Raw genomic sequence first — 21619 nt, 5'->3', positions numbered from 1 at the left:
AAAGTTGATAAATAAGCTAGGATAAAAACATTAAAGTTAACAGTCAGTACAATGGACGACCTCACCATCTACACAAGTCCGGAAGAAGAAGAGTTAACTGCAAAAAAGGCTGAACTTGAAACTTTAGAGTCAGAATTAGCGGAAAATGAGCTTAAATTGACGACTTTTCAAGCTGAGTTACATAGTTTTGAACAGCAGTATTTAGGACTGATCGGAAGTCGCTATACGGAACTGGAACGCATTGAAGCGCAGATTACGGAGTACATGGACTATTTGGAGTCATCCCGTAATTTTAAACCGTCGGATGGTTTGAAAAAGCTATATCGAGAGGTGGCAAAGCGTGTTCATCCAGATTTAGCAACGGATGAGGTGGAAAGGGCTAAACGACAAAATTTAATGGCCGCGGCAAATCAGGCCTACGAAGAAGGCGATGAGCAACGGTTACGGGAAATTTTAGCTAGTTGGGAATCTGATCCTCATTCAGTCCAAGGAGAAGGCGTTGCAGCGGAGTTAATTCGGGTTATTCGTCAGATTGCCCAGTGTCGTTCTCGGTTAGTAGCCATCCATCGAGATATGGCAGAGTTAAGACAAACGGAGCTTTTTGAGTTAATGGAGCAAGTAGAGCAAGCACGACAGTCTGGTCAAGATCTTTTGACAGAAATGGCTAAACATCTGGATGAGCAAATTGCTGAGGCTCAAGAGCGTTTACAGGATTTAAAAGAACAATTAGGGGTTTAATCTCATGACTGATAACTACAAACAAAATTTAGCTCGTTATTCTTCTGATGTGGTCAAAAAGGGGTTACAGCTTACCCAAAAAATCACTTTATCAAAGAGTGAAAAGAAATTCGAAGATTGTACAAAAATATTGACAAAATCAAGCAACCATGAGCATCTGTTCAAACTTGGAGTAGAGCAATATATATTAGGAAATATATCTGATGCCATAGATTCTTTTACTAAAGCTTTAGAATTTAATGATAGATTTTGTGAAGCCTATTTTTTGAGGGGCTTTGCTCATTCTTTTCTAGGTAATAATATAGACAGCAAAAATGATTTATATCTGGGGCTAAAACATAAGCAATTTTATCAAGATTCAGTTATTGCTTTTTATTCTAAAATTATTATAATCTCTGAGCTACAAGCAAGTAGTTTTATTCTTTCATGTTACAATGATTTGCTACAAATTAAGACCGATATCAACAAGTGTTATAATCCCATTGAATTATCTATTCAAGGGGCTATTAACAGACTACTGGGTAATACTCAAGATGCTCTTGAAAAAATCAACGAAGCCTTAAAACTAAATTCAAATTTTGTATCTTCTTACATATTACGGGCTGAAATACATAATCTTTTGGGTGATTTTGATGCAGCTATTGAAGATTGTTTTACTTCTCTAAGGTTGAATCCAATGCACATTAATAAGGATAATACACTATATATCCTTGGTTCTTCTTTCCTTTCCTTAGAAAAATACCAGTCTGCAATTGATTACCTCGATCAATCATTGGCTTTAAATGGTAATTTATTTAATGGATTTTATAATAGAGGTCTTGCTTATTATAAGATGGGACAGATTAAGAAGGCTATCAAAGATTTTTCTGATGCTTTAATTGTTAAGCCAACATTTGTTTGGGCTTATATTAATAGAGGCGTAGCTTACTACGATTTAGGTTGTCATCAAAAATCCTTAGATGATTATAATCAAGCGTTAGTCATTGATTCTAAGTGCAAAGCGGCATATGTTAATCGAAGTATAGTATTTAGAGAACTTGGAAATCATGAGAAGGCACTAGAAGATTTACAAAAAGCTCAAACAATAATTGATTAACTTTCTAATAAACTCATGAATATTCAAGAAATTCAAACTATTGCCAACCAACTGACCTTAACGCTTGATTCTCCCCAATCCGTAAAGTTACAAGTCAAGCAAATTAATCTTGCCCAAAAGCAACTACGAGCTATTAAAAAGGAAATCAACGCCCACATTCGGCAAATTAATCAAGACGCAAGCCAAGCCTATTCTGATAGTATCGTTTCCGTTGGTTTAGATATATTTGGTAAAAATAAGTGGGCAGGGCGAGTTCGTGCAGAAACTAGGCGCATGATTGAACGTAATAAAAAAGATGCTCGTCAGCCTTATATGGAATTAAAAGATTATATTGATCAGTTGATTTTAAAAGGAGATAAGCTCAAATTAAGTGCTGAACAATACCTACTTAGTAGAGAATAAAATAGCTGTCGACTCGACTATTATTTCTGATTATCTCTTTACAATTTACACAAAATCCCAATTCAGTTTCTAAAAGAATCCAACGTTTTTTGGGTAATTTCCCCCAACTGAGCTAGCGTTGGAGCAGAGGCGTTAACAGCGGATTGACTGAGCCAGAGTAAATATTCCACATTGCCCGCCGGCCCGGTGATAGGGGAAAAAGTTAAACCGTTAAACTGCCAACCGAGGCTCTGCCCTGATCGCCACACTTGGTCAATGGCCTCTGCCTGGGCTTGGGCATCCCGCACCACTCCCTTTTTGCCAATTTTTTCCCTGCCCACTTCAAATTGCGGCTTAACCAATAACACCACTTCCCGGGGAGGAGCGAGGAGAGACCAGAGGGGAGCCATCACTTTGGTAAGGGAAATAAAGGACAAATCCATCACCCCCAAGTCCGGCCAGGGTTGATCCCCATACAAATCCTGGGGCGTGAGGTAACGAAAATTGGCCCGCTCCCGCAAAATCACCCGGTCATCCTGACGCAATTTCCAAGCCACCTGGCCGTAACCCACATCCACGCCGTAAACCTTCGTTGCTCCCCTTTGTAATAAACAATCCGTAAAGCCACCAGTGGAAATGCCCCCATCGAGACAAATGCGACCGGTCACATCAATGGCAAATTCCGTTAGGGCCTTGGCTAACTTTTCCCCTCCCCGGGAAACGTAGGGAGGCCTTTGGGCTAGTTCCACCGCCACATCCATGGTTACCAGGGTGCCTGGTTTATCCACCAACTGTTGATTAACTTTCACTTCCCCCGCCCGGATCAACCGCTGGGCCAGGGCTCTGGATTCACATAAACCTTTGGCTACCAAAAGGGCATCCAGTCGTTGTTTATCTGCTTTGGCCATTATTGAGTGCCTTTAAACAAACCTTGGGGACGAATGAACAAAATGATGATCATCAACAGCAATGCCACCCCCATTTTGTAACTGGTGCCAAACCAAGGCACGCTCACTTCCTGGGCTACGCCAATAATTATCCCCCCGGCGATCGCCCCGTAGGGATTACCAATGCCCCCTAGAATCACCGAAGCAAACATGGGCAAAATCAAAAACCACCCCATATTCGGTTTCAGGGTGGTCATCAGGCCATACATGGATCCTCCTAGGGCTGTTAACACTGCGGTCATTACCCAGGTCCACATCACTACCCATTCCACGTTGATGCCGGATACTTTCGCCAGATCAACATTGTCCGCCACGGCCCGCATCGCTTTGCCCACTTTCGTCCTTTGCAAAATCAAATGCAACACCACCATGGCGGCGATCGCCATAGCAATGACCAGTAGACGGTAATACTCAAATTTAATGCCCATAAAATCCTGGGCAGGGACAATGGGCACTCGGTAATTTTGGTTATTGCCACCCCAGATCAAGAGGATGCCGTTGCGGAGAAATAGGGCTAGACCAATGGAAATAATGATCAGCGTTGTTGCCGTAGCCCGCCGGGCCCGCATGGGCTTCCAGAGCAACCATTCACCAATGAACATGGCAATGATGGTACCGACACAACCCAGGGCCATGGATAACCACAAATTAATGCCGCTGGTGTTGGCCCACCAAGTTAAATAGGCCGCCAAAGTCATAAAATCACCATGGGCAAAATTAGACAGGCGTAAAATGCCATAGGTCAGGGTCAACCCCACTGCCCCCAGGGCGATAATGCTTCCCACCGCAATGCCATTAAAGATTAACTGTGATAGATCCATGCCTTCCTAACGTGAGACCAAGGGCGATGTCGCCGTAAGCTACCCTACTTTAGGGGATTTTCGTTCATTTTTGTGATCTCCATAACATCCCTTTTAGGGCGGCAAAAACACGACCCATAGGGATGCCTAAACAGGTGGTTAAACAATGGAGCGCCATTTTCGATTTTGGCTAGGGCAAATCATGGTGGAAGACCAGGGGTAAACCCAGTTTTTCGATAAAATGGGCCCCAGACCAAGGCTTGTAATTTGCCAGTCTGCTCAATTTTTCCTGGTAAATTTCCCCGTATGGCTCTCATCACTGTTCAATCCCTCCGCAAAGATTTTGGTATTAAAGAAATTCTGCGGGACGCTACGTTCAACATCGAGCCAGGCGATCGGGTGGGATTAATTGGGGTTAATGGCTCCGGTAAATCCACCCTGTTGAAAATGATTGCCGGGTTAGAACCCTTTGATGGCGGAGAATATTGGTGCAACAGCAGTGCCAAAGTGGTTTATTTACCCCAACAACCAGAGATGGACGGCGATCGCACCGTGTTGGAGCAGGTTTTTGTGGACAGTGGCGAACAGTGGCAATTAGTTAAACAATACGAACTGCTGTCGGACAAGTTGGCCCACCAGGGCAGTGACGAGCAATTGCTTAATCAACTGTCGGCCCTATCAGCCCAGATGGAAACCAGTGGGGCCTGGGAATTGGAAACCCAAGCCAAAATTATTCTGACCCAGTTGGGGGTAGATCATCTCGATGCCAAAGTAGGCGATCTTTCCGGTGGTTACCGTAAACGGGTGGCGATCGCCGCCGCATTGTTGTCCCAACCGGATGTGCTGTTGATGGACGAACCCACTAACCATTTGGATGCTTTTTCGGTGGAATGGCTACAAAGTTACCTGCAACGGTTCCGGGGAGCATTGTTATTAATTACCCACGACCGCTATTTTTTGGACCGGGTGACGAACCGTATTTTGGAAATTGACCAAGGAGAACTGTATAGCTACAACGGTAACTATGGTTATTATCTGACCAAAAAAGCGGAAGCAGAGGAATCGGAACAGAGCAGTCAGAAAAAACACCGGGGAGTGTTGCGGCGGGAATTGGAATGGTTAAAAAGAGGGCCTAAAGCCCGGAGCACTAAGCAAAAAGCCCGCATTGACCGCATCCAGGATATGCAGGAGACCAGCTTTAAAACGGGGACGGGAAAAGTAGATATTAGTACGGCTGGGCGGCGCATTGGCAAAAAAGTGGTAGAGCTGGAAAACATTAGCAAGGGCTTTGAAAACAAACAATTAATTAAAGATTTTTCCTATATTTTCACCCCCGGCGATCGGGTGGGAATTGTGGGCAAAAATGGCGTGGGCAAATCCACTTTAATGAATATGATCACTGGCAGATTGGAGCCGGACCAAGGCACAGTGGACATTGGTAGCACCATTCATTTTGGTTATTTTGATCAACACTCCGATGACCTGAGTTTAAATCCTAATCAACGGGTAATTGATTACCTCAAAAGTGTGGCGGAATTGATCAAAACCACCGACGGCGAAGTAATTACCGCTGGGCAGATGTTAGAAAGATTTTTATTTCCCCCCAATCAACAATTTGCTCCCATTGCCAAGTTATCCGGGGGAGAAAAGCGCCGTTTATTTTTACTGCGGGTGTTGATGCGAGCCCCCAACGTTTTAATTTTGGACGAACCTACCAACGATTTGGATGTGCAAACCCTGGCGGTGTTGGAAGATTACCTGGAAGATTTTAACGGTTGCGTCATTGTGGTTTCCCATGACCGGTATTTCCTCGACCGCACCGTGGAAACCATTTTTGCTTTTGAAGAAGAGGGAGAACTACGGCAATATCCCGGCAATTACACTTTGTATTTGGAATATAAAAAAGCAGAACAGGTTAGAGCAAACCAAGAAGAAACTGAGTTAAAAAAATCTCAACCAGTTGCTTCTGTTACGACCAAAGTTAGCCAAGATAGTAGCTCGAAAAAACTTTCCTATAAAGAAAAGCGGGAATACGAACAGCTTGAGCAACAAATTCCCCAATTGGAAGAAGAAAAAGCCCAACTGGAAGCCCAACTTTACCAGAGTTCCAACGGCAATTTTACCGAGTTGCAAAACCTGACGGAACGCTTAGCTAATTTAAGTGAAAGTATTGATCAAAAAACAGAACGTTGGCTAACTTTAGCTGAGAGAATTTGAGGTAATTTGCTATTTTTTAGACTTGAGTTGCATGTCAGACTGGCTGGCTTAACTTACCTGGAACGTTGATCATGGCGGAGTTATACTTAAAATGCTTACATGGCAGAATAAACTCATCTTGTGAGAATAGTTACTATGCTTGCCTCTAGCCCCATCACAACGCTATGGGAATTTCTCACCCTATCCCACATTGAAGACTCTCCGGCGTGGGAATATGTGAACGGAGTTATTACTCAAAAACCCATGCCCCAGGGACAGCATAGTCAATTGCAATACCGACTTTGCCAGGCCATTAACCAAGTGGCCGAGCCCCTTCGCCTCGCCTATGCTTTGCCGGAGTTACGCTGTACCTTTGCTGATCGTTCCCTGGTGCCAGATATTTCTGTATTTCGTTGGCAAAGAATTCCCTTAACTACGGATGGAGATATTGCTAATCATTTTACGAGTTGCCCTGATTGGATAATTGAGATTCTCTCCCCCCAGCAAAGCGCAACAAAGGTAATTAATAATATTCTCTATTGCTTAGAGCAGGGCAGTGAATTGGGGTGGCTCATCAGTCCAGAGGAACGTTCAATTTTAGTTTTTTTTCCCCAGTACCCACCAAAGTTTTACGGTGTTGAAGCTGCAGAGATGAACAATAGGGAAGAACTATTGCCAGTATTAAATGGTTTGGACCTCAGCCTAACCACAGCGGAAATTTTTGCTTGGCTCAAATTTGTCCGTTAAGCATTGATGGGCATGCTCAAGCTATGGGCAATTTTATCAGCAATGCCCGTGACCCAATTTTCATCCTGTTTCGTATAACTGCGGGGAATATTGGCTCCTAGGATTAACACACCCCGATCGTCGAGGGGCTGACAGATTAAACCCTGGGTGTTGGCGGGTAAATAATCAAATTCCACTCGACCGGGATAGAGGGGTAAATTCACCAAATAAACGGGCTTTTGGGTTTGCATTACCCGTTCTACAATCGGCCCCGGTTTCACTTCTTTTTGCTCACTCAAAATGCCCCGGCGCAATAACACCTGGCGATCGTAATAGACCACCATGGTTTGGGTGACCGTATTAGTCAAGAGCAAATGGGAAGCCCAAGCTAACTCTGTTTTTATTTCCTGGGGCAGACTATCCAGTAAATCAAAGCCTTCTTTGCCTTCTAGCACCACCGCTTCCGGGGACTTGGGCTGAATCCGTTGCCAAATTAGCCAGACACACACCAGCATCCCCGCCAAAATTACCCCCACCACATCGGAACGGGCTTGGGAAGGGTTTAACATGGGGGTGGAAAGGCGGTTAATTAGCAATAACAGTCCCCCGAGACTGCCCGCCCCAAGGGGTAATAAACGAACAATACGATTGGGATCTGCACTCATGGTGGCAATTAACTGGCAATGGGCTGAAAATTCCTCGGTAAATCCCTAGGAATTACGGTTCTTCCCCCGGTTCCAGAATGCGTTGGAACAGGTAACCGGTGCCCCGGGCAGTAAGAATTAATTCGGGATTGCTGGGGTCTTCCTCTAGTTTGGCCCGCAGGCGGGAAATATGCACGTCCACCACCCTGGTATCCACATGGCGTTCGGGGGTGTAGCCCCACACTTCCTGGAGAATTTCCGAACGGGAAAAGGGCTCTCCGGAGCGACTCACCAACAATTCCAACAGGCTAAATTCCATTCCTGTTAGGCGGATGCGCTCATCCCCTTTATACACTTGACGCTTGTTGGTATCAATGCGAATGGTGGCAATTTGCAACACGCCCGAACTGGGAATGCCCGGCATACCGTTTTTGTCCACCCGCCGTAGCACGGACCGGATTCTAGCTTCCAATTCCTTGGGGGAAAAGGGCTTCACCACATAATCATCGGCCCCCAGTTCCAAACCGGTAATGCGATCGGCCACATCCCCCAGGGCGGTAAGCATAATAATGGGAATGTCCGATTCTTTACGTAGTTCTTGGCAAACGCCGTAGCCGTCCAGCTTGGGCATCATCACATCCAACACCACCAAATCGGGGTCGCTCTCATGGAAAGTGGCGATCGCCTCTTCACCGTCGGCAGCGGTCACCACTTCATAGCCAATCATGGATAAACGGGTTTCCAGTATGCGTCGGATGCTGGCCTCGTCATCGACCACCAATATCCTTTCTTTATTGGTTTCCAAGATCCACAACCCTCCTTTGATTAACTTGTATAACGATTAGTGAAGTTTCGTGGCAAAAAGCCATTTCCCTAAGCATATAGCCAAATTGGGGGTTTGGTATCGTTGGTATCAATGGGGATGGGGCAGATCAGCTAATTTTGGCGATCAGGTTTTCCACCCGTTCCTTAACCTGGCCCCGCACGGTGCGAAAAACTTCCAATGATTGACCATCGGGATCTTCCAGTTGCCAGTCTTCAAAAATTTCCTGGGTTACCCATTCCGGCGGCAGATTAACCCCACAGCCACAAAGGGAAATTACCACGTCGTAATCGTCGGCGTTAAAGTTTTCGATGGGGTCGGAGGTCTGGCCGCTGATGTCTATGCCTACTTCTTCCATCATGGCAATGGCGGTGGGATGGACCCGGGAAGATTCCAGTCCACAACTGGTAACAGCAATTTTGCCGGCCCCTAAAGTTTTGGCAAAGCCCTCTGCCATTTGGGAGCGACAGGAATTACGTTTGCAAACGAACATTACCTTTTTCACAGTTTTAGCCTCGCTTAGATTAATTAGTTTGATTAATTAATTGATGGAATAAATTGGAGTGATTGGAGTTAGTTTCAGTGGGAAAAACATCAACCATCGGTGTTGACCTTAGCTTTTCTTTCACTATGGCGATCGGTTAAATAATCCACCTTGTCCCGCAGTAGCAGGGTGAATTTGTATAGTTCTTCCATCACGTCCACCACCCGGTCTCGATAGGGGGAATCCTTCATGGTGCCGTCTTCATGGAATTCCTGATACGCCTTAGCCACGGATGATTGGTTGGGAATGGTAAACATCCGCATCCAACGACCAAGAATGCGCATGGTGTTGACGGCATTGAAAGATTGGGAACCGCCACTAACCTGCATCACCGCTAGGGTGCGGCCCTGGGTGGGACGAATGGAACCAATTTCCAGGGGAATCCAATCAATTTGATTTTTGAGAATTCCTGTAATGTTGCCGTGCATTTCCGGGGAAGACCACACTTGGCCTTCAGACCATTGGCTTAGTTCTAGTAATTCTTGAACTTTGGGGTGGCTATCCAGAACTTGGCCCCGCAGGGGTAATTCCCTCGGATCAAAAAATTTGGTTTCCGCTCCCATGGTGGTGATGATGCGGCCCGCTTCTTCGGCCAGTAAACGGCTGTAGGAACGCTCCCGTAGGGAACCATAGAGAAATAAAATCCGGGGAGGATGGTTAAAGTCGGTCATTGCTGGCAATTAGGCAAAGTTGGTTAGAGCTTGTTTTAAAAGCCCCCCTGGCCCCCCAAATTTGGGGGGAAACTGAGTGAAAGTTCCCCAGTATTGCGGTCGCTTTAGTTGGTCGATTGAGGGGGCAGAATAAAACTTTCCAAACACGTTTTTAGATCCTAATTTCTTGATTTATACAACGGGGGTCTAGCAAAGTGGCTTTTTCCGGGTCCCTGGGGAACCAAAAGGCTGTTTTTTTGCAAATTTCCACCAGCATTAACATCACTGGCACTTCAATTAATACCCCCACTACGGTGGCCAAAGCAGCTCCAGAATTGAGGCCAAATAACATCACAGCGGTGGCGATCGCCACTTCAAAATGATTACTGGCACCGATCAGGGCGGCGGGGGCGGCATCTTCGTAACTGAGTTTGAGTTTTAACCCCAGAACATAGGTAATGAGAAAGATGAAATTGGTTTGGATAAATAACGGCACGGCAATTAGAAAAATATGCAGAGGATTATTAACAATCAATTCCCCCTTAAAAGCAAAGAGCAAAATCAACGTCAATAACAAAGCCACAATGGCGATCGGGCTGAGGTAATGCAAAAATTGACTCTCAAACCATTGCCGTCCCTTATGTTTCAAAATCCAGTAACGACTATAAATACCGGCGGCCAGGGGCAAACCCACGTAAATTAACACCGATAAGACAATGGTTTGCCAAGGCACTGTCAAGTTACTGGCCGCCAACAGCCATTTACCCAAAGGTGCGTAAAGGAATAGCATAGCCAAAGAATTGACCGCCACCATCACCAAGGTTAAACCCTGATTGCTATAGGAAAGGTAACCCCACATCAATACCATGGCGGTACAGGGCGCAATACCGAGCAAAATGCAACCGGCAATGTAGGAATTGGCTAAGGTTACCTCTTGCCCCCGGATTATCTCCGTCGCAGTCAACAACGGGGCGAAAAGATAACCCAGGAAAAACTGGGCAAAAATCACCATCGTAAACGGTTTAATTACCCAATTCACCACCAGGGTCAATATCACCGGCTTAGGAGCCTTGACCGCTTGTCGTGCCTGGGAAAAATCAATTTTCACCATGATGGGGTACATCATGAAAAACAAGCAAATGGCGATCGGAATGGAAACGTTATAAATGCTCCAGGAATCGAGGGTTTGGGCCACCGCGGGCAATAACTTCCCCAGGGCAATGCCAATGACGATACAAAGGGCAACCCAGAGGGTAAGGTATTTTTCAAACAAATTGAGCGTTCCCCCAGCCTTAATGGCTTTGGGGTTAATGCGATTGACCATGACAACTCATCAAAAAAACTTGATGGAATAATCTTACATCAAAAAAACTTGATATGTCAACTCGGTCTGTCCCCGGTCTACTGTTGCCGTGTCTTCCGATGGAAAAGGAGCAAAATAGAGTACTTTATGGAAATCTCATTGCCCCCATTGTTCCATTCACATCCTCCGCTGCCTTAGGTAAAGGGGCATTCAACCTATTTTTCTGATAAAACAATGCCCGCCCCCAAAATTATTAAAATTGGTCAAAATACTGCTTTAATTCTTGCTTCAATTGTCCTTAGTTTGGTAATAGCTGAAATTGCATTGAGGTTAACTGGCATAGGTAAATACAGTCTCTATGACCGAATTTTATTTTTTACCAAGCCTTCCCTGGTGAGAACGGGGGATAAAACTGTTAGGTATGAGCCAAGAACGAAAATTAGAAGTGTTGCTATCTATGGGGATGAAGTTGATTACGACATTGTCTATGGCACCAATAACCTCGGTTTTGTAGATGACGTAGACTACAATTTTGATTCCGCCCCCGGCAAAAAAGTTGTGTTTGTCGGTGACTCTTTCACCGCCGGAGATGGGGGCAATCAGTCCTGGATCAGTCAACTAAGGCGACGTTTGGATCGCCCAGAGATCAGTCTATACAACCTTGGTATTACCGGCGCTGGAGTCAAACAATTTCAGCAATTACTGACAAGTGTTAAAGATGGGGCGCATTTTGATGAAATTAATATCATGGTCATTGGTAATGACTTTTTTCGGACTTTGTGGTATCCGTTAATCCAAGACCAAGCCCTCTGGTTTTGCCAGCAAGAAAACACTAAGGAATGCGTAGAAAATTACCCTCCAGTTATGTACATTGCCAACTACAACGATAGTCAAGAAGAATTGGTAGACCGGGCCAAAAAATTATATGAAACTAAGGGTTCTTCGGAGGAACCCAAGCTAAATTTTCTGCAACAGTTACGTCTGTATAATCTAGCCTGTGATGTGTATAGTTTGGGCAAAAATCAAAGTTCACTCGTTCATTTTTGTCCTCATCTTAAATTTAATCAGGCTAATGAGTATGACAAAAACGAGCTATACAAAAATGCCTTAGCTAGTTTAAGAGAGATTAAAAATAGTTTTCCCAACGCGGTTGTTCGTGTCGTCCACATCCCGGAAAAAGGAGAAACTTTCAGTAATAAGTACTCCCTGGAAATTGGAAGTGATATCAAGCAAATAGGATTGGAGTATGTTCCCCTGCTAGAAATCTGCACTTGGAATCGAGACATGTACCATAAACACGACGCCCATTTTAATGATTTGGGCTACCACAATTTGACTGAGTGCATTTTGGAAAATTTATTTTGAATTTTTTGAATGATATTAAAGGGTAAAGTCAGACAAGAGGATGGCAGGGGCAAGTTTCACCGTGTTGTGATTCGGGTGCCCCTTAGCTCCTTAAAGGTATGGGATTTTTACTTAACATGGACTACGTAATCGATGCCTGATAGATTTTTTCAATGGATTCGTCCAACATGGTGTTGAACTCAGCATCAGTTTGTTGGGCCGTTAGTCCCTCAGTCAAAGCTCGTGAAAAGCTTGCTATGACACCGTGATTCCTGCTTAGACGCTCATTAGCTTCCGCTTGGGAGTAGCCCCCCGACAAAGCAACCACTCTCAAGACATTGGCATGTTCGATGCAATTGCTATAAAGGTTGTCTTGCTCCGGCAGAGTGAGTTTGAGCATCACCCACTGTCCTTTGGGTAATTGGTTGAGATGTTTCAGCATGGCTTGTTTGAGTAACGCTTCCGCCTGAGCTTTCTCCGAGCAGTGAATATCTACTTCGGGCTCAATAATCGGCACCAGGCCAGCGGCAATAATTTGCTGGGCTAGCTCGAATTGCTGGTCCACGATCGCCTCGATACCGGCGGGATTGGCATGTTTGATAAATGACCGCATTTTGGTACCGAAGATGCCTTTTTTCTTGGCCTTCATTAGCAGACTGTCAAGCTGGGGAATGGGCTTCATCAATTGGCTCCCATCCTTCTCTTGGGCCAGTCCTTTGTCTACCTTCAAAATCGGTACGATTTGTTTGTTTTGCCAAAGGTAGTTGGCCGTGGGCTCCCCATCAACCTCCCGGTTCATGGTGTCCTCGAACAGGATTGCGGCCAAAATCCGATCGCCAGTGAAGCCGGGACTGGTCATGATCCTGGTCCGCATTTGATGCACCAGTGCGAACATTTGGTCGTCACCAGAATAGGTATTGGGTTCGATTCCATAATCGGCCAACGCCCCTGGAGTACTACCACCGCTTTGGTCTAGGGCGGCAATGAAACCAGGATGGGATTTCATTTTTTTCAGTTGTTCCTGGTTTGGTTCGAGAGTCATCACGCTTTCTTCCCTCTGCGATAAGTTTCTGTAATATCTTAAGGTTTAAATTTCATCCCATAGGTTTTGTAACGTATAGGGACTGCCCGGCATGGTCCAAAAGTCTCCCGACACGTAGCGGTAATGACGGTCTAATAGGGCAATTTTCGCCATCTCGCTATCCGTGAGGGTGATATCTGCCGCCCTCAAATTTTGTTCTAGTCGTTCAGGATTAACCGACTTCGGAATGGTCACGGTTCCCCGTTGAATGGCCCAGGCCAAAAGGACTTGGGCCGCACTGCACCCTTGTTCAGCTGCAATCCCATTAATCACTGGATCAGTTAGTAATTTCGGTTCTGCTGCTTGTTGGAAGGCCGCCGGGCGATCGCCAGAGCCCAGGGGAGAATAGGCTGTTAGTAAAATGTTTTGCGAGTTAGCAAACGTTAGCAAGTCTGATTGTTGGAGGTAGGGGTGCAATTCCACCTGATTGACAGCGGGGGGAATACGGGCCATGGACAGCACCATTTCCAACTTCTTCAGGCTGAAATTAGACACCCCAATATGGTGACAGAGTCCCAAATCAACGGCCTTCTCCAACGCTTGCCAGGTTCCTTCTAGGGAAGCCGGGGTAAATGGTAGTAACTGATCACCGGATTCAGGAAATCCAACATCGGGTTGAATGACCACCGGCCAATGGATTAGATATAGATCCAAATAATCTAGACCCAAATCCTGCAAAGTTTTTTCGAGAGCAGGTAAAACCGCGTCGGGATGATGGGCATTACTCCACAGCTTGGAGGTAATCCAGAGTTCCTCTCGCTTGACCACCCCCTTGGTGAAAGCATTGGCTAAAGTAGCTCCAATTTCTGCTTCATTGCCATAGATAGCAGCACAGTCAAGGTGACGATACCCCAAGTCCAAAGCTTGCTCAACGGCTTGACCCACTACCTGAGGGGACGATTTCCATGTTCCCAGACCCAGGGCGGGAATCTGCTCCCCATTGCTCAAAGGGAAATATTTCATTGAATTTATCCTATTGAAACTCTGCACAGTACCTAAATTTTCACTTATTTAGACAGCGTTTGGTCAAATTTCAAGCCTGTGTCTTCTTTGGTTCAGGTTTACGATGAATCTCTGCAAGATTTCTCCATCCGATTAAGTGATTAATCCAAACAACCAAACCCGACATTCCCAATTACTCGCAATGTGAAGGATTTTGTTGCTACGGGAGTTTGTTTACTTAATCCTTTCAATGTTGATCAGTAATCGGCACCATTAGCCTTAGTTCTACTATTCAGCGCAAACTTACCTCAGGAAGCCTGCAAATTATTGATATATTCCCGAAATCGTTCCAAGTCAGCTTGAATAGTGGATTCCACCACCCGACCGAGGAAGAGATTATCCATTAGCAATGCCAACCAGCCTGGGACGCTATAGGCAATGGTGAGGCGGACAATGCTTTTGCCATGGCGGTCATAAAAACGCACTGCGCCCCGGTTGGGTAAACCATCCACCGATTCCCATTGGATTATTTGTTGGGAAATTAACTTAGTAATCCGGGACAACCAGGTGAATTCCAAACTGCCACTGGCCAACTTCCAGCGGGAAAGGTCGGGATTGTCTTCCAGTACTTTGACGGAATCGATCCATTTCATCCAGCGGGGCATCTGCTCCAGGTCAGACCACAGTTGCCACACCAATTCGATGGGGGCATCCACTTCCACTTGCACGCTATGTTCTAACCAATTAGCCATGGGTTTTGCCGATGTTTACCAAAATTACTGAGATGCCAGGACTGCAGTTTGCAAACGGGCTTGGTTGGCCAAAATCGCCTGGGCCGCTTGACGACCGGACAGGGTGGCCCCCTCCATACTATCGATGTAATCCTGTTGGGTGTAGCTACCGGCTAAAAAGAAGTTGGCTATGGGGGTTGCTTGGCTGGGGCGGAACAGGTCCATGCCCGGTGCTTCCCGGTACAAAGATTGGGCTAGTTTAATTACGCTGTACCAAGTCATATTCAAATCCGCCGCTGAGGGGAAAAGGGCTTTGACTTGTTTGAGTACCCGATAGGCGATCGCCTCGTTGGATTCTTTCATAAAAGGGTCACCGGGGGTCAATACCAGTTGTAATAGGGAACCTTCCCCTGGGCGGTAATAGTCGGCGGGGCTAGTGAGGGCGAGGTCGGCAAAACAGGAAAACTCTGCGTCGCTGGTGTAGAGCAAATTATCTAAGCCAAAGGCTTGTTCCAACTGTTTGCGTTTAGCGGGATCGTTCATTTCCGTAACCCAACCGTCAAAGCGCAGTTGCACCGTGGCCACGGGGACAGTGTCTAAATAGTAAATTTTGTTGAAAAAATCCCATTGGGTGCGCCAATTTTCCGGCAACAGATTTTTAATACCCGGCACGTCACAGGCGGCTACATAAGCATCGGCGGTTACGGTTTTGGTTTCCACGCCGTCATTGATAATTAATCCTGTTACCCTGGTTTCCCCGTCCGTAACTTTGGTCTTGATTTCCTTAACTTTGTGCCTGGTGTAAAACTTGGTGCCCCGTTGTTCCAAATATTCCTGAATGGGTTTGTGTAAATATTCCTGGGGGGAACCTTCCAACATCCGCAACACTGATGCTTCTGTGCGGGCGGCAAACAGTTGGAAAATGGTCAGCATACAGCGGGCAGAAATATTTTCCGTATCGATAAAACCCAACGCGTAGGCGATCGGGTCCCACATTTTTTTCAAACTACCTTCGTTGCCACCTTTGCTGAGGAACCATTCCGCAAAACTAATTCTGTCCAAATCCCGGATGGTTTTCATGGCTCCGTCAAAGTCCACTAAACCCCGCACAATGGGACTGGTGGCCAGGGCGATGGAGTTGGCAATTTTATCTTTGGTATCCAGTTGGGACGTGGTGAAAAATGCTTTCAGACCGTTAAAGGGAGCACCGGTGAGGAAACGAAAGTCCAGTTCACCAATGCGGCCCCCTTGGTTAACAAAGGTGTGGGTATGTTCCTTGAGCCGTAGATTTTGCTTGGCCCCCACCTTTTCCATCAGGTTAAAAAGGTTGTAGTAACAGCCAAAGAAAACGTGCAGACCCATTTCAATGTGATTACCGTCGCCGTCCACCCAACTGCCCACTTTACCGCCGATGAAACTACGGGCTTCGTACAGTTCAACTTCGTGCCCCGCATCTACCAATTCCACTGCGGTGGCCATTCCCGCCAATCCTGCTCCCACAATTGCAACACGCATTTCGGCTTTACCCTTTGATTTGACTTTGACTGGCCCGCTAAATCGGCACTGTTACAAATTTTAATGTTGATTGATCCCTCCCGGCAAGCGCCAAGGTTGTCAGCCCAGATCATCTAAAGTAGTTGCTATAAATAGTTTGCGTTGGTTATTCATTTTCCCCATGCCTCTGCTTGTGTTCCGTTCTCTATCCCGTTGTCTATTGGTCACTGCCCTAATATTGGTTCTCCATGGACCCGGGCTTTGGTCCCATCCGGCGATCGCCGCTGACTTGGCCCCGACCAATAACCGCAATAGCCAAACCCTGACTCCCTACCTCAACCGGGCGATCCAGAGGATAACGGAATTTCAACTGGATAATGGCTTGAAATTTATTGTGATGGAAAATAATGAGGCTCCAGTGGTGTCTTTTTACACCTATTTTGACGTGGGGGGCGTGGACGAACCAGTGGGAAAAACTGGGGTGGCCCACTTTTTGGAACACATGGCGTTTAAGGGAACGGAACGCATTGGCACTAAGGATTTTACCCAGGAACAACAGTTGTTGGATCAGTTAGACCAAGTGTTTGCCCAAATCACCACTGCCAGGGCTAAAGGAGATAAGACGGGGGAACAAAAGTTACAGGAGCAATTTAAGCAAATCCAACAGCAGGCCCAGGATTTAATCAAGCAGAACGAATTTGGTCAGATTATCCAGATGGCCGGGGGCGTGGGTTTAAATGCGGCCACCAGTGCCGATGCTACTTTTTACTTTTACAGTTTGCCTTCTAACAAGCTGGAACTGTGGATGTCTCTAGAGTCGGAGCGCTTTTTGGAGCCGGTATTTCGGGAATTTTACCAAGAGCAGGAGGTGATTCTGGAAGAGCGGCGCATGCGGACCGAAAATAACCCAGTGGGGCAAATGGTGGAGGAATTTTTAGATACGGCTTTTACCAAACATCCCTACCGCCGCCCGGTGATTGGCTATGACGAAGATATCCGCAATCTTTCCCGCCAGGACGTGACGGATTTTTACGAGAAATATTACATCCCCGGTAACATGACCATTGCCGTGGTGGGAGACGTGAAGGTTGACCAGGTAAAAAGTTTGGCGCAGAAATATTTTGGTCGTTTCCCCCAGCGTCCCCCTACGCCCCAGGTAACGGTGGTGGAGCCTCCCCAGACGCAGCAGAAGGAAATTAATCTGACCTTGCCTTCCCAACCCTGGTACTTCGAGGGTTACCATAGCCCCGCTTTTGATGATCCCGACAGTGCGGTGTTTGATGTGATGACGACTATTTTGAGCAGTGGCCGCACTTCCCGCCTTTATCAATCCCTAGTGGAAGAAAAACAGTTGGCATTGATGGCCCAGGGCTTTAACGGTTTTCCGGCGGATAAATTTCCCAATTTGTTAATGTTCTATGCCCAGAGTGCCCCCGGTCGCAGTTTGGACGACCTTAGCGAGGCGTTACACGGGGAAATTGAACGGCTAAAAATGGAACCCGTTACCCCGGAGGAATTGGAGCGGGCCCAAAATTTACTGCAAACTTCCGCTTTGCAATCCCTCAATTCCAATATGGGCATGGCCCAACTGTTGGTGAAATATAACGTCCGCACCGGGGATTGGCGTAATTTGTTTGCCCGCTTAGAGGCGATCGCCGCAGTGACACCGGAGGATATTCAACGGGTGGCCCAAGAAACTTTTCGTCCAGAAAACAGTACCATTGGTCGGATTTTACCGGAATCTAATCGCCAATGATTCCCCTAGAACATCCGATTTTGCTAGAAAGTTTTGCCCACATTGACCGTTCTGTGGGGCCCCATAATTTATCTTCCCAGGAGTATGCCATTGCCCGCCGGGTGATCCACAGCACAGCGGATTTTGATTTTTTGCATTTACTCCGTTTTGCTCCGGATTTACCCCAGGCTGAGTTTGATCCAGATCTGCCGGAACATCAGGCGATCGCCAGGGGAATAGAAAGTTTGCGCCACGGTCAAACCATTGTGGTGGATGTGAATATGGTCAAACAGGGCATCCAAGGTTTAGTCCAGCGCACTTTTAACAATCCAATCCAAACGGCGATCGATTTTGCTACCATCGCTGACCCAGGCAAAACCCGCACCGAAACCGGCATGGACCGCTGTATTGCCCAATTTCCCGAAGCTATCTATGTCATCGGCAATGCCCCCACCGCCTTGTTAACCCTCTGTCAGGCGATCGCCGCAGGTAAAGCAAAACCGGCCCTAGTTATTGGTGTTCCGGTAGGTTTCATTGGGGTTTTAGAAGCGAAAAAAGCCTTGTCCTTACTACCTTGCCCGCAAATAAGGGTTGAGGGTAACAAAGGTGGTTCTCCCGTGGCTGCAGGTATTGTCAATGCGTTACTCATGCTGGCATGGCGGGAAGGCTGAAGAAATCCCCCCCATCATTGGGAGGCCAGGGGGACTCCAACAAGTCCTAGAGAATTTTTCGGCCAGTGAGGATGCCCCGCACTTCCAACATGGCGGTATAGGTGGGAATAATATGGAGAGTTTCCTCTGCTGGGGTTAGCTCCAAAGCAATTTGCACCGCTTTTTCAAGATTTTCTTCCAAAATTAGCCTTGATGTGTGGCCATCCCACGGTTCCTCCCCTTGGCTAGGTTGAATTAAATTTTCCTGACTATATTGCAAACGCAGTGCCATGTCATAAAGGCGATCGCCACTGACAACAAAAGTGCCCCCGGAAGCCACTAGGGGTTCTGTATCCACATCCCAAATCCAAGAAACATCGGTGCCATCGGCAATGCGGTCATTGAGCACTAATAGAGTGGTGGAGCACTGGCCCTGAAGTTTGAGGTCATTAACAGCCCGGATGGTTTCATTTAAACCCACTGGATTTTTAGACAACAAAATGCGGACATGTTTGCCCTCTACGTTCAATTCCTCCGCCCGCCCAAAGGCCGCTTTAAAACTGCGGATATTGTTGAAAATATTTTCTGTGTTCACCCCCAATTGTTGGGCTACCAAACCAGCGGCGAGGGTGTTGTATTTGTTGTAAACGCCGATGAGAATTTGGGGCCACTTACTGCTGTGGAAAGCGGGCTGACTTTTTTGGAATCCACAGCTGGGACACTGATAATCCCCCAAATGGGAAAGGTACACTCCCCGATAATCCAGGGAAGTGCCGCACTGGGGACAGTAGATGGAATCCACTGCATGGGGAATTTCTTCCAGGTATAAATCCGGCTCGCTCAGGCCAAAGTAACAAACCCGTTGGGCTAACTTTTGCCCCAGATGGGAGAGGGTGGGGTCGTCGGCATTGACCGCAACAATGGTGTTTTCTGGTAAAGGGGCGATCGCCTTTTGCCAGCGCTGACTGATGCTATCCACTTCGCCGTAACGGTCTAATTGATCCCGGAAAAGATTCAAAGCCAAAATTGCCCTGGGTTGACAATCTTTTAACACCAAAGGAAGTACATTTTCATCCACTTCTAAGATGGCGAAATCGGTGGATAAACGCCCAAATAAATTGGCATCGGCCAGTAAAGCGGTGATTAAACCATTGATTAAATTAGCGCCGGTGGCATTATGGGTGACTCGATAGCCCTGATCCACCAAAATTTTTCGTAACAGCAACGAGGTGGTGGTTTTGCCATTGGTTCCCACTACTAAAATTACCCCCTGGGACACCTGCTGGGCCAACAGTCCCAACATTTTCGGGTGCAGACGACGGGCAATTTCCCCCGGTAACACACTGGCAGACCCCAACCGCAGAGCTTTAACCACGGCCGTAACGGTCTTGGCCACCCCTACTGCAATGCCGAGACGAATCCCATCGGCGATCGAAAGATTACTCATGAATATCTAAGAAAAATAAACTGCCCCCAAGTAACAGTAAGAAAATCAATCTCTACCGTCTTTGTTCAACATTACCGTTGAAGATTACTCCATTGGCGTAGAGCGGGGTAAAAAGCCTGGCAAATCAATGGAGCGACGGGAAGGTTTTGGCTCCTTAACCGCAAAACTCAGTTGGTCAATGGCGGGGATAGGGTCAACGGGTTTAGCCGGCTCCACGGGAGGGGAGAAAGGAACTTCTTCTGTCTGATTCCTTTGCTCTTTTTGCTCCTTCTTACTTGCCGATGGCTGGCCAGCCGATTCTTTATCTGGGGAAGGGGAAAAGTTTACCAAGCCTGGTGTGAGATCCGCCACCGGAGCACTGGCCGACTCAGAACTGCCCCTGGTAAATGAAGCCAACACATCCCCCACACTGGCCCAGGGTTTCACTTCCTTAGACTGGGTTGTTACGTTAGCCACCACCTCACCAATGGCTTCCAGGGGAAGAAGGTCAGGTTGGGCCAGGTATTGTTCCAAGGCAGATTTATATTGCAAGGCGTAGCGCTGTTGTCGTTGTAAGCGGGCAGTCAGTTCAGCAAGTTGTTGTTCAAAGCGGGCCACCTCTGAGTTGTGGCAAGTGATCTGTCCTTTTAGTTGTTCATTTTCCGTCTTCAAACTATTGATCTCAGTGCGAAGTTCTTGAATTTTTACCTCATTGCTATTGCCATGCTCTCCACTGTGCAACTGATTTTGTTGGGCAATGATCAAATCCTGGCTGGCGGCGAGCTGTTCCGTCAGGGTTTCCACCTGTAACTGTTGTTGTTTACACGCTTCTTGGTAAACCTGCAATTCCGCCACCGTATGGGCCAATTGTTCCTGGGCTTGGGTGAGGGCGATCGCCTGGTCTTGAATTAAATTCTCAGCACTGGAAGCCCGACGCTGGTGCCCCAGGAGTTCCTGTTCCGTAGAAGCTAAACGTTGTCCTAGGCTAACAACCTGTTCCTGTAAGGCTTCATGGGCCCGGAGAAAGGGCGGAATTAGCACACTAGGAGCAAAATTATCTTCATCCACTTCTTCATACTGCAAATCATTCCCTTCAAACATGACGGACGTTTCCTGTTCCAAGGGGGTCATTTCCTGCAGAGCCGCTTCCCCTGCTAGCTCCGTTTCCACCAGCATTTCTTCTAACATTTCGATGCCGTCCAACATGGCACCGAAATCCTCATTTTCAGAGGAATTTACCTGTTCCTGTACTTCTTCATTCAATCCATTGAACAATAGGGCCAATTCTTCAGCGTTGACGTCCGCTGGGCCATTGTTTTCAGACTCGGGGAAAAAAGACAGGAAATCAGAGTTATTCATAAAAACTTA

General features: G+C 46.8%; 21 protein-coding genes. 8 read left to right on the top strand and 13 right to left on the bottom strand.

The window, feature by feature from the left end; all coding sequences use genetic code 11:
- Window positions 1-51: 51 nt before the first annotated feature.
- The 3 genes from SYNPCCP_RS09585 to SYNPCCP_RS09575 are packed head-to-tail and all read left to right on the top strand — an operon-like array spanning window position 52 to window position 2236.
- The gene (locus SYNPCCP_RS09585) at window positions 52-738 is read left to right on the top strand and encodes a J domain-containing protein (RefSeq protein ID WP_010873037.1); all 687 of its coding nucleotides are present in this window, start codon (window positions 52-54) and stop codon (window positions 736-738) included.
- A 4-nt stretch (window positions 739-742) separates the two neighbouring features.
- On the top strand, window positions 743-1834 hold the full coding sequence (locus tag SYNPCCP_RS09580; RefSeq protein WP_010873036.1) for a tetratricopeptide repeat protein: 1092 nt from the start codon (window positions 743-745) through the stop codon (window positions 1832-1834).
- A 15-nt stretch (window positions 1835-1849) separates the two neighbouring features.
- On the top strand, window positions 1850-2236 hold the full coding sequence (locus tag SYNPCCP_RS09575) for a hypothetical protein (RefSeq protein WP_010873035.1): 387 nt from the start codon (window positions 1850-1852) through the stop codon (window positions 2234-2236).
- A gap of 62 nt (window positions 2237-2298) precedes the next feature.
- Here SYNPCCP_RS09575 and SYNPCCP_RS09570 read toward each other — a convergent pair whose 3' ends face one another.
- Window positions 2299-3123 carry a TlyA family RNA methyltransferase gene (locus tag SYNPCCP_RS09570; RefSeq protein WP_010873034.1) on the bottom strand — a complete coding sequence of 275 codons (825 nt, stop codon included), beginning with the start codon at window positions 3121-3123 and terminating at the stop codon, window positions 2299-2301.
- Entirely contained in the window at window positions 3123-3983 is an 861-nt protein-coding gene (locus tag SYNPCCP_RS09565) for a branched-chain amino acid ABC transporter permease (protein ID WP_010873033.1), read from the bottom strand. The genes SYNPCCP_RS09570 and SYNPCCP_RS09565 overlap by 1 nt, the downstream gene beginning before the upstream one ends.
- Window positions 3984-4268: 285 nt before the next feature.
- On the opposite strand from SYNPCCP_RS09565, the gene SYNPCCP_RS09560 reads away from it, so the two are divergent.
- On the top strand, window positions 4269-6179 hold the full coding sequence (locus SYNPCCP_RS09560) for an ABC-F family ATP-binding cassette domain-containing protein (RefSeq protein WP_010873032.1): 1911 nt from the start codon (window positions 4269-4271) through the stop codon (window positions 6177-6179).
- A gap of 120 nt (window positions 6180-6299) precedes the next feature.
- Window positions 6300-6905 carry a Uma2 family endonuclease gene (locus SYNPCCP_RS09555; protein ID WP_010873031.1) on the top strand — a complete coding sequence of 202 codons (606 nt, stop codon included), beginning with the start codon at window positions 6300-6302 and terminating at the stop codon, window positions 6903-6905.
- On the opposite strand, the gene SYNPCCP_RS09550 is transcribed toward SYNPCCP_RS09555, so the two are convergent.
- The 5 genes from SYNPCCP_RS09550 to acr3 form a co-directional block, all read right to left on the bottom strand.
- Window positions 6902-7549: a cofactor assembly of complex C subunit B gene (locus tag SYNPCCP_RS09550; RefSeq protein ID WP_010873030.1), complete on the bottom strand. Its 648-nt coding sequence runs from the start codon at window positions 7547-7549 to the stop codon at window positions 6902-6904. The genes SYNPCCP_RS09555 and SYNPCCP_RS09550 overlap by 4 nt on opposite strands.
- A gap of 52 nt (window positions 7550-7601) precedes the next feature.
- Entirely contained in the window at window positions 7602-8333 is a 732-nt protein-coding gene (rpaB, locus tag SYNPCCP_RS09545) for a response regulator transcription factor RpaB (protein ID WP_010873029.1), read from the bottom strand.
- Window positions 8334-8460: 127 nt separating this feature from the next.
- On the bottom strand, window positions 8461-8856 hold the full coding sequence (locus tag SYNPCCP_RS09540; protein ID WP_010873028.1) for a thioredoxin-dependent arsenate reductase: 396 nt from the start codon (window positions 8854-8856) through the stop codon (window positions 8461-8463).
- Window positions 8857-8945: 89 nt separating this feature from the next.
- Window positions 8946-9566, bottom strand: coding sequence for an arsenical resistance protein ArsH (gene arsH / locus SYNPCCP_RS09535; RefSeq protein ID WP_010873027.1), 621 nt, complete (start codon window positions 9564-9566; stop codon window positions 8946-8948).
- Between the two features lie 151 nt (window positions 9567-9717).
- Window positions 9718-10869, bottom strand: coding sequence for an arsenite efflux transporter Acr3 (gene acr3, locus SYNPCCP_RS09530; protein WP_010873026.1), 1152 nt, complete (start codon window positions 10867-10869; stop codon window positions 9718-9720).
- Between the two features lie 213 nt (window positions 10870-11082).
- Between acr3 and SYNPCCP_RS09525 the strand changes: the two genes are divergently transcribed.
- On the top strand, window positions 11083-12213 hold the full coding sequence (locus SYNPCCP_RS09525; RefSeq protein ID WP_010873025.1) for an SGNH/GDSL hydrolase family protein: 1131 nt from the start codon (window positions 11083-11085) through the stop codon (window positions 12211-12213).
- Between the two features lie 121 nt (window positions 12214-12334).
- On the opposite strand, the gene SYNPCCP_RS09520 is transcribed toward SYNPCCP_RS09525, so the two are convergent.
- From SYNPCCP_RS09520 to zds, 4 genes are all read right to left on the bottom strand, one after another.
- Window positions 12335-13237, bottom strand: coding sequence for a fructose bisphosphate aldolase (locus SYNPCCP_RS09520; protein ID WP_010873024.1), 903 nt, complete (start codon window positions 13235-13237; stop codon window positions 12335-12337).
- A 42-nt stretch (window positions 13238-13279) separates the two neighbouring features.
- Window positions 13280-14263, bottom strand: a complete 984-nt coding sequence (locus SYNPCCP_RS09515; protein ID WP_010873023.1) for an aldo/keto reductase — start codon at window positions 14261-14263, stop codon at window positions 13280-13282.
- Between the two features lie 260 nt (window positions 14264-14523).
- A complete protein-coding gene (locus SYNPCCP_RS09510; RefSeq protein WP_010873022.1) occupies window positions 14524-14967 on the bottom strand; it encodes an SRPBCC family protein in 444 nt (147 codons plus the stop codon).
- A gap of 24 nt (window positions 14968-14991) precedes the next feature.
- On the bottom strand, window positions 14992-16461 hold the full coding sequence (gene zds / locus SYNPCCP_RS09505; RefSeq protein ID WP_010873021.1) for a 9,9'-di-cis-zeta-carotene desaturase: 1470 nt from the start codon (window positions 16459-16461) through the stop codon (window positions 14992-14994).
- Window positions 16462-16621: 160 nt separating this feature from the next.
- Here zds and SYNPCCP_RS09500 point away from each other — a divergent pair, with 160 nt between their 5' ends.
- Both SYNPCCP_RS09500 and SYNPCCP_RS09495 read left to right on the top strand, forming a co-directional pair.
- Window positions 16622-18196, top strand: a complete 1575-nt coding sequence (locus SYNPCCP_RS09500; RefSeq protein WP_010873020.1) for a pitrilysin family protein — start codon at window positions 16622-16624, stop codon at window positions 18194-18196.
- Window positions 18193-18846 carry a cobalt-precorrin-8X methylmutase gene (locus SYNPCCP_RS09495; RefSeq protein WP_010873019.1) on the top strand — a complete coding sequence of 218 codons (654 nt, stop codon included), beginning with the start codon at window positions 18193-18195 and terminating at the stop codon, window positions 18844-18846. Before SYNPCCP_RS09500 ends, SYNPCCP_RS09495 begins: the two co-directional genes overlap by 4 nt.
- 46 nt (window positions 18847-18892) lie before the next feature.
- Here the strand turns inward: SYNPCCP_RS09495 and SYNPCCP_RS09490 are convergent, their stop codons facing one another.
- Complete coding sequence (locus tag SYNPCCP_RS09490; RefSeq protein ID WP_010873018.1) at window positions 18893-20272, bottom strand: Mur ligase family protein; 1380 nt, start codon at window positions 20270-20272, stop codon at window positions 18893-18895.
- An 84-nt stretch (window positions 20273-20356) separates the two neighbouring features.
- A complete protein-coding gene (locus SYNPCCP_RS09485; protein ID WP_010873017.1) occupies window positions 20357-21610 on the bottom strand; it encodes a hypothetical protein in 1254 nt (417 codons plus the stop codon).
- Between the last annotated feature and the right edge of the window lie 9 nt (window positions 21611-21619).

Source organism: Synechocystis sp. PCC 6803 substr. PCC-P (assembly GCF_000284455.1).
In the GTDB taxonomy this organism is placed as follows: Bacteria; Cyanobacteriota; Cyanobacteriia; order Cyanobacteriales; family Microcystaceae; genus Synechocystis.
This window is presented reverse-complemented; position numbering and strand designations above follow the sequence as displayed.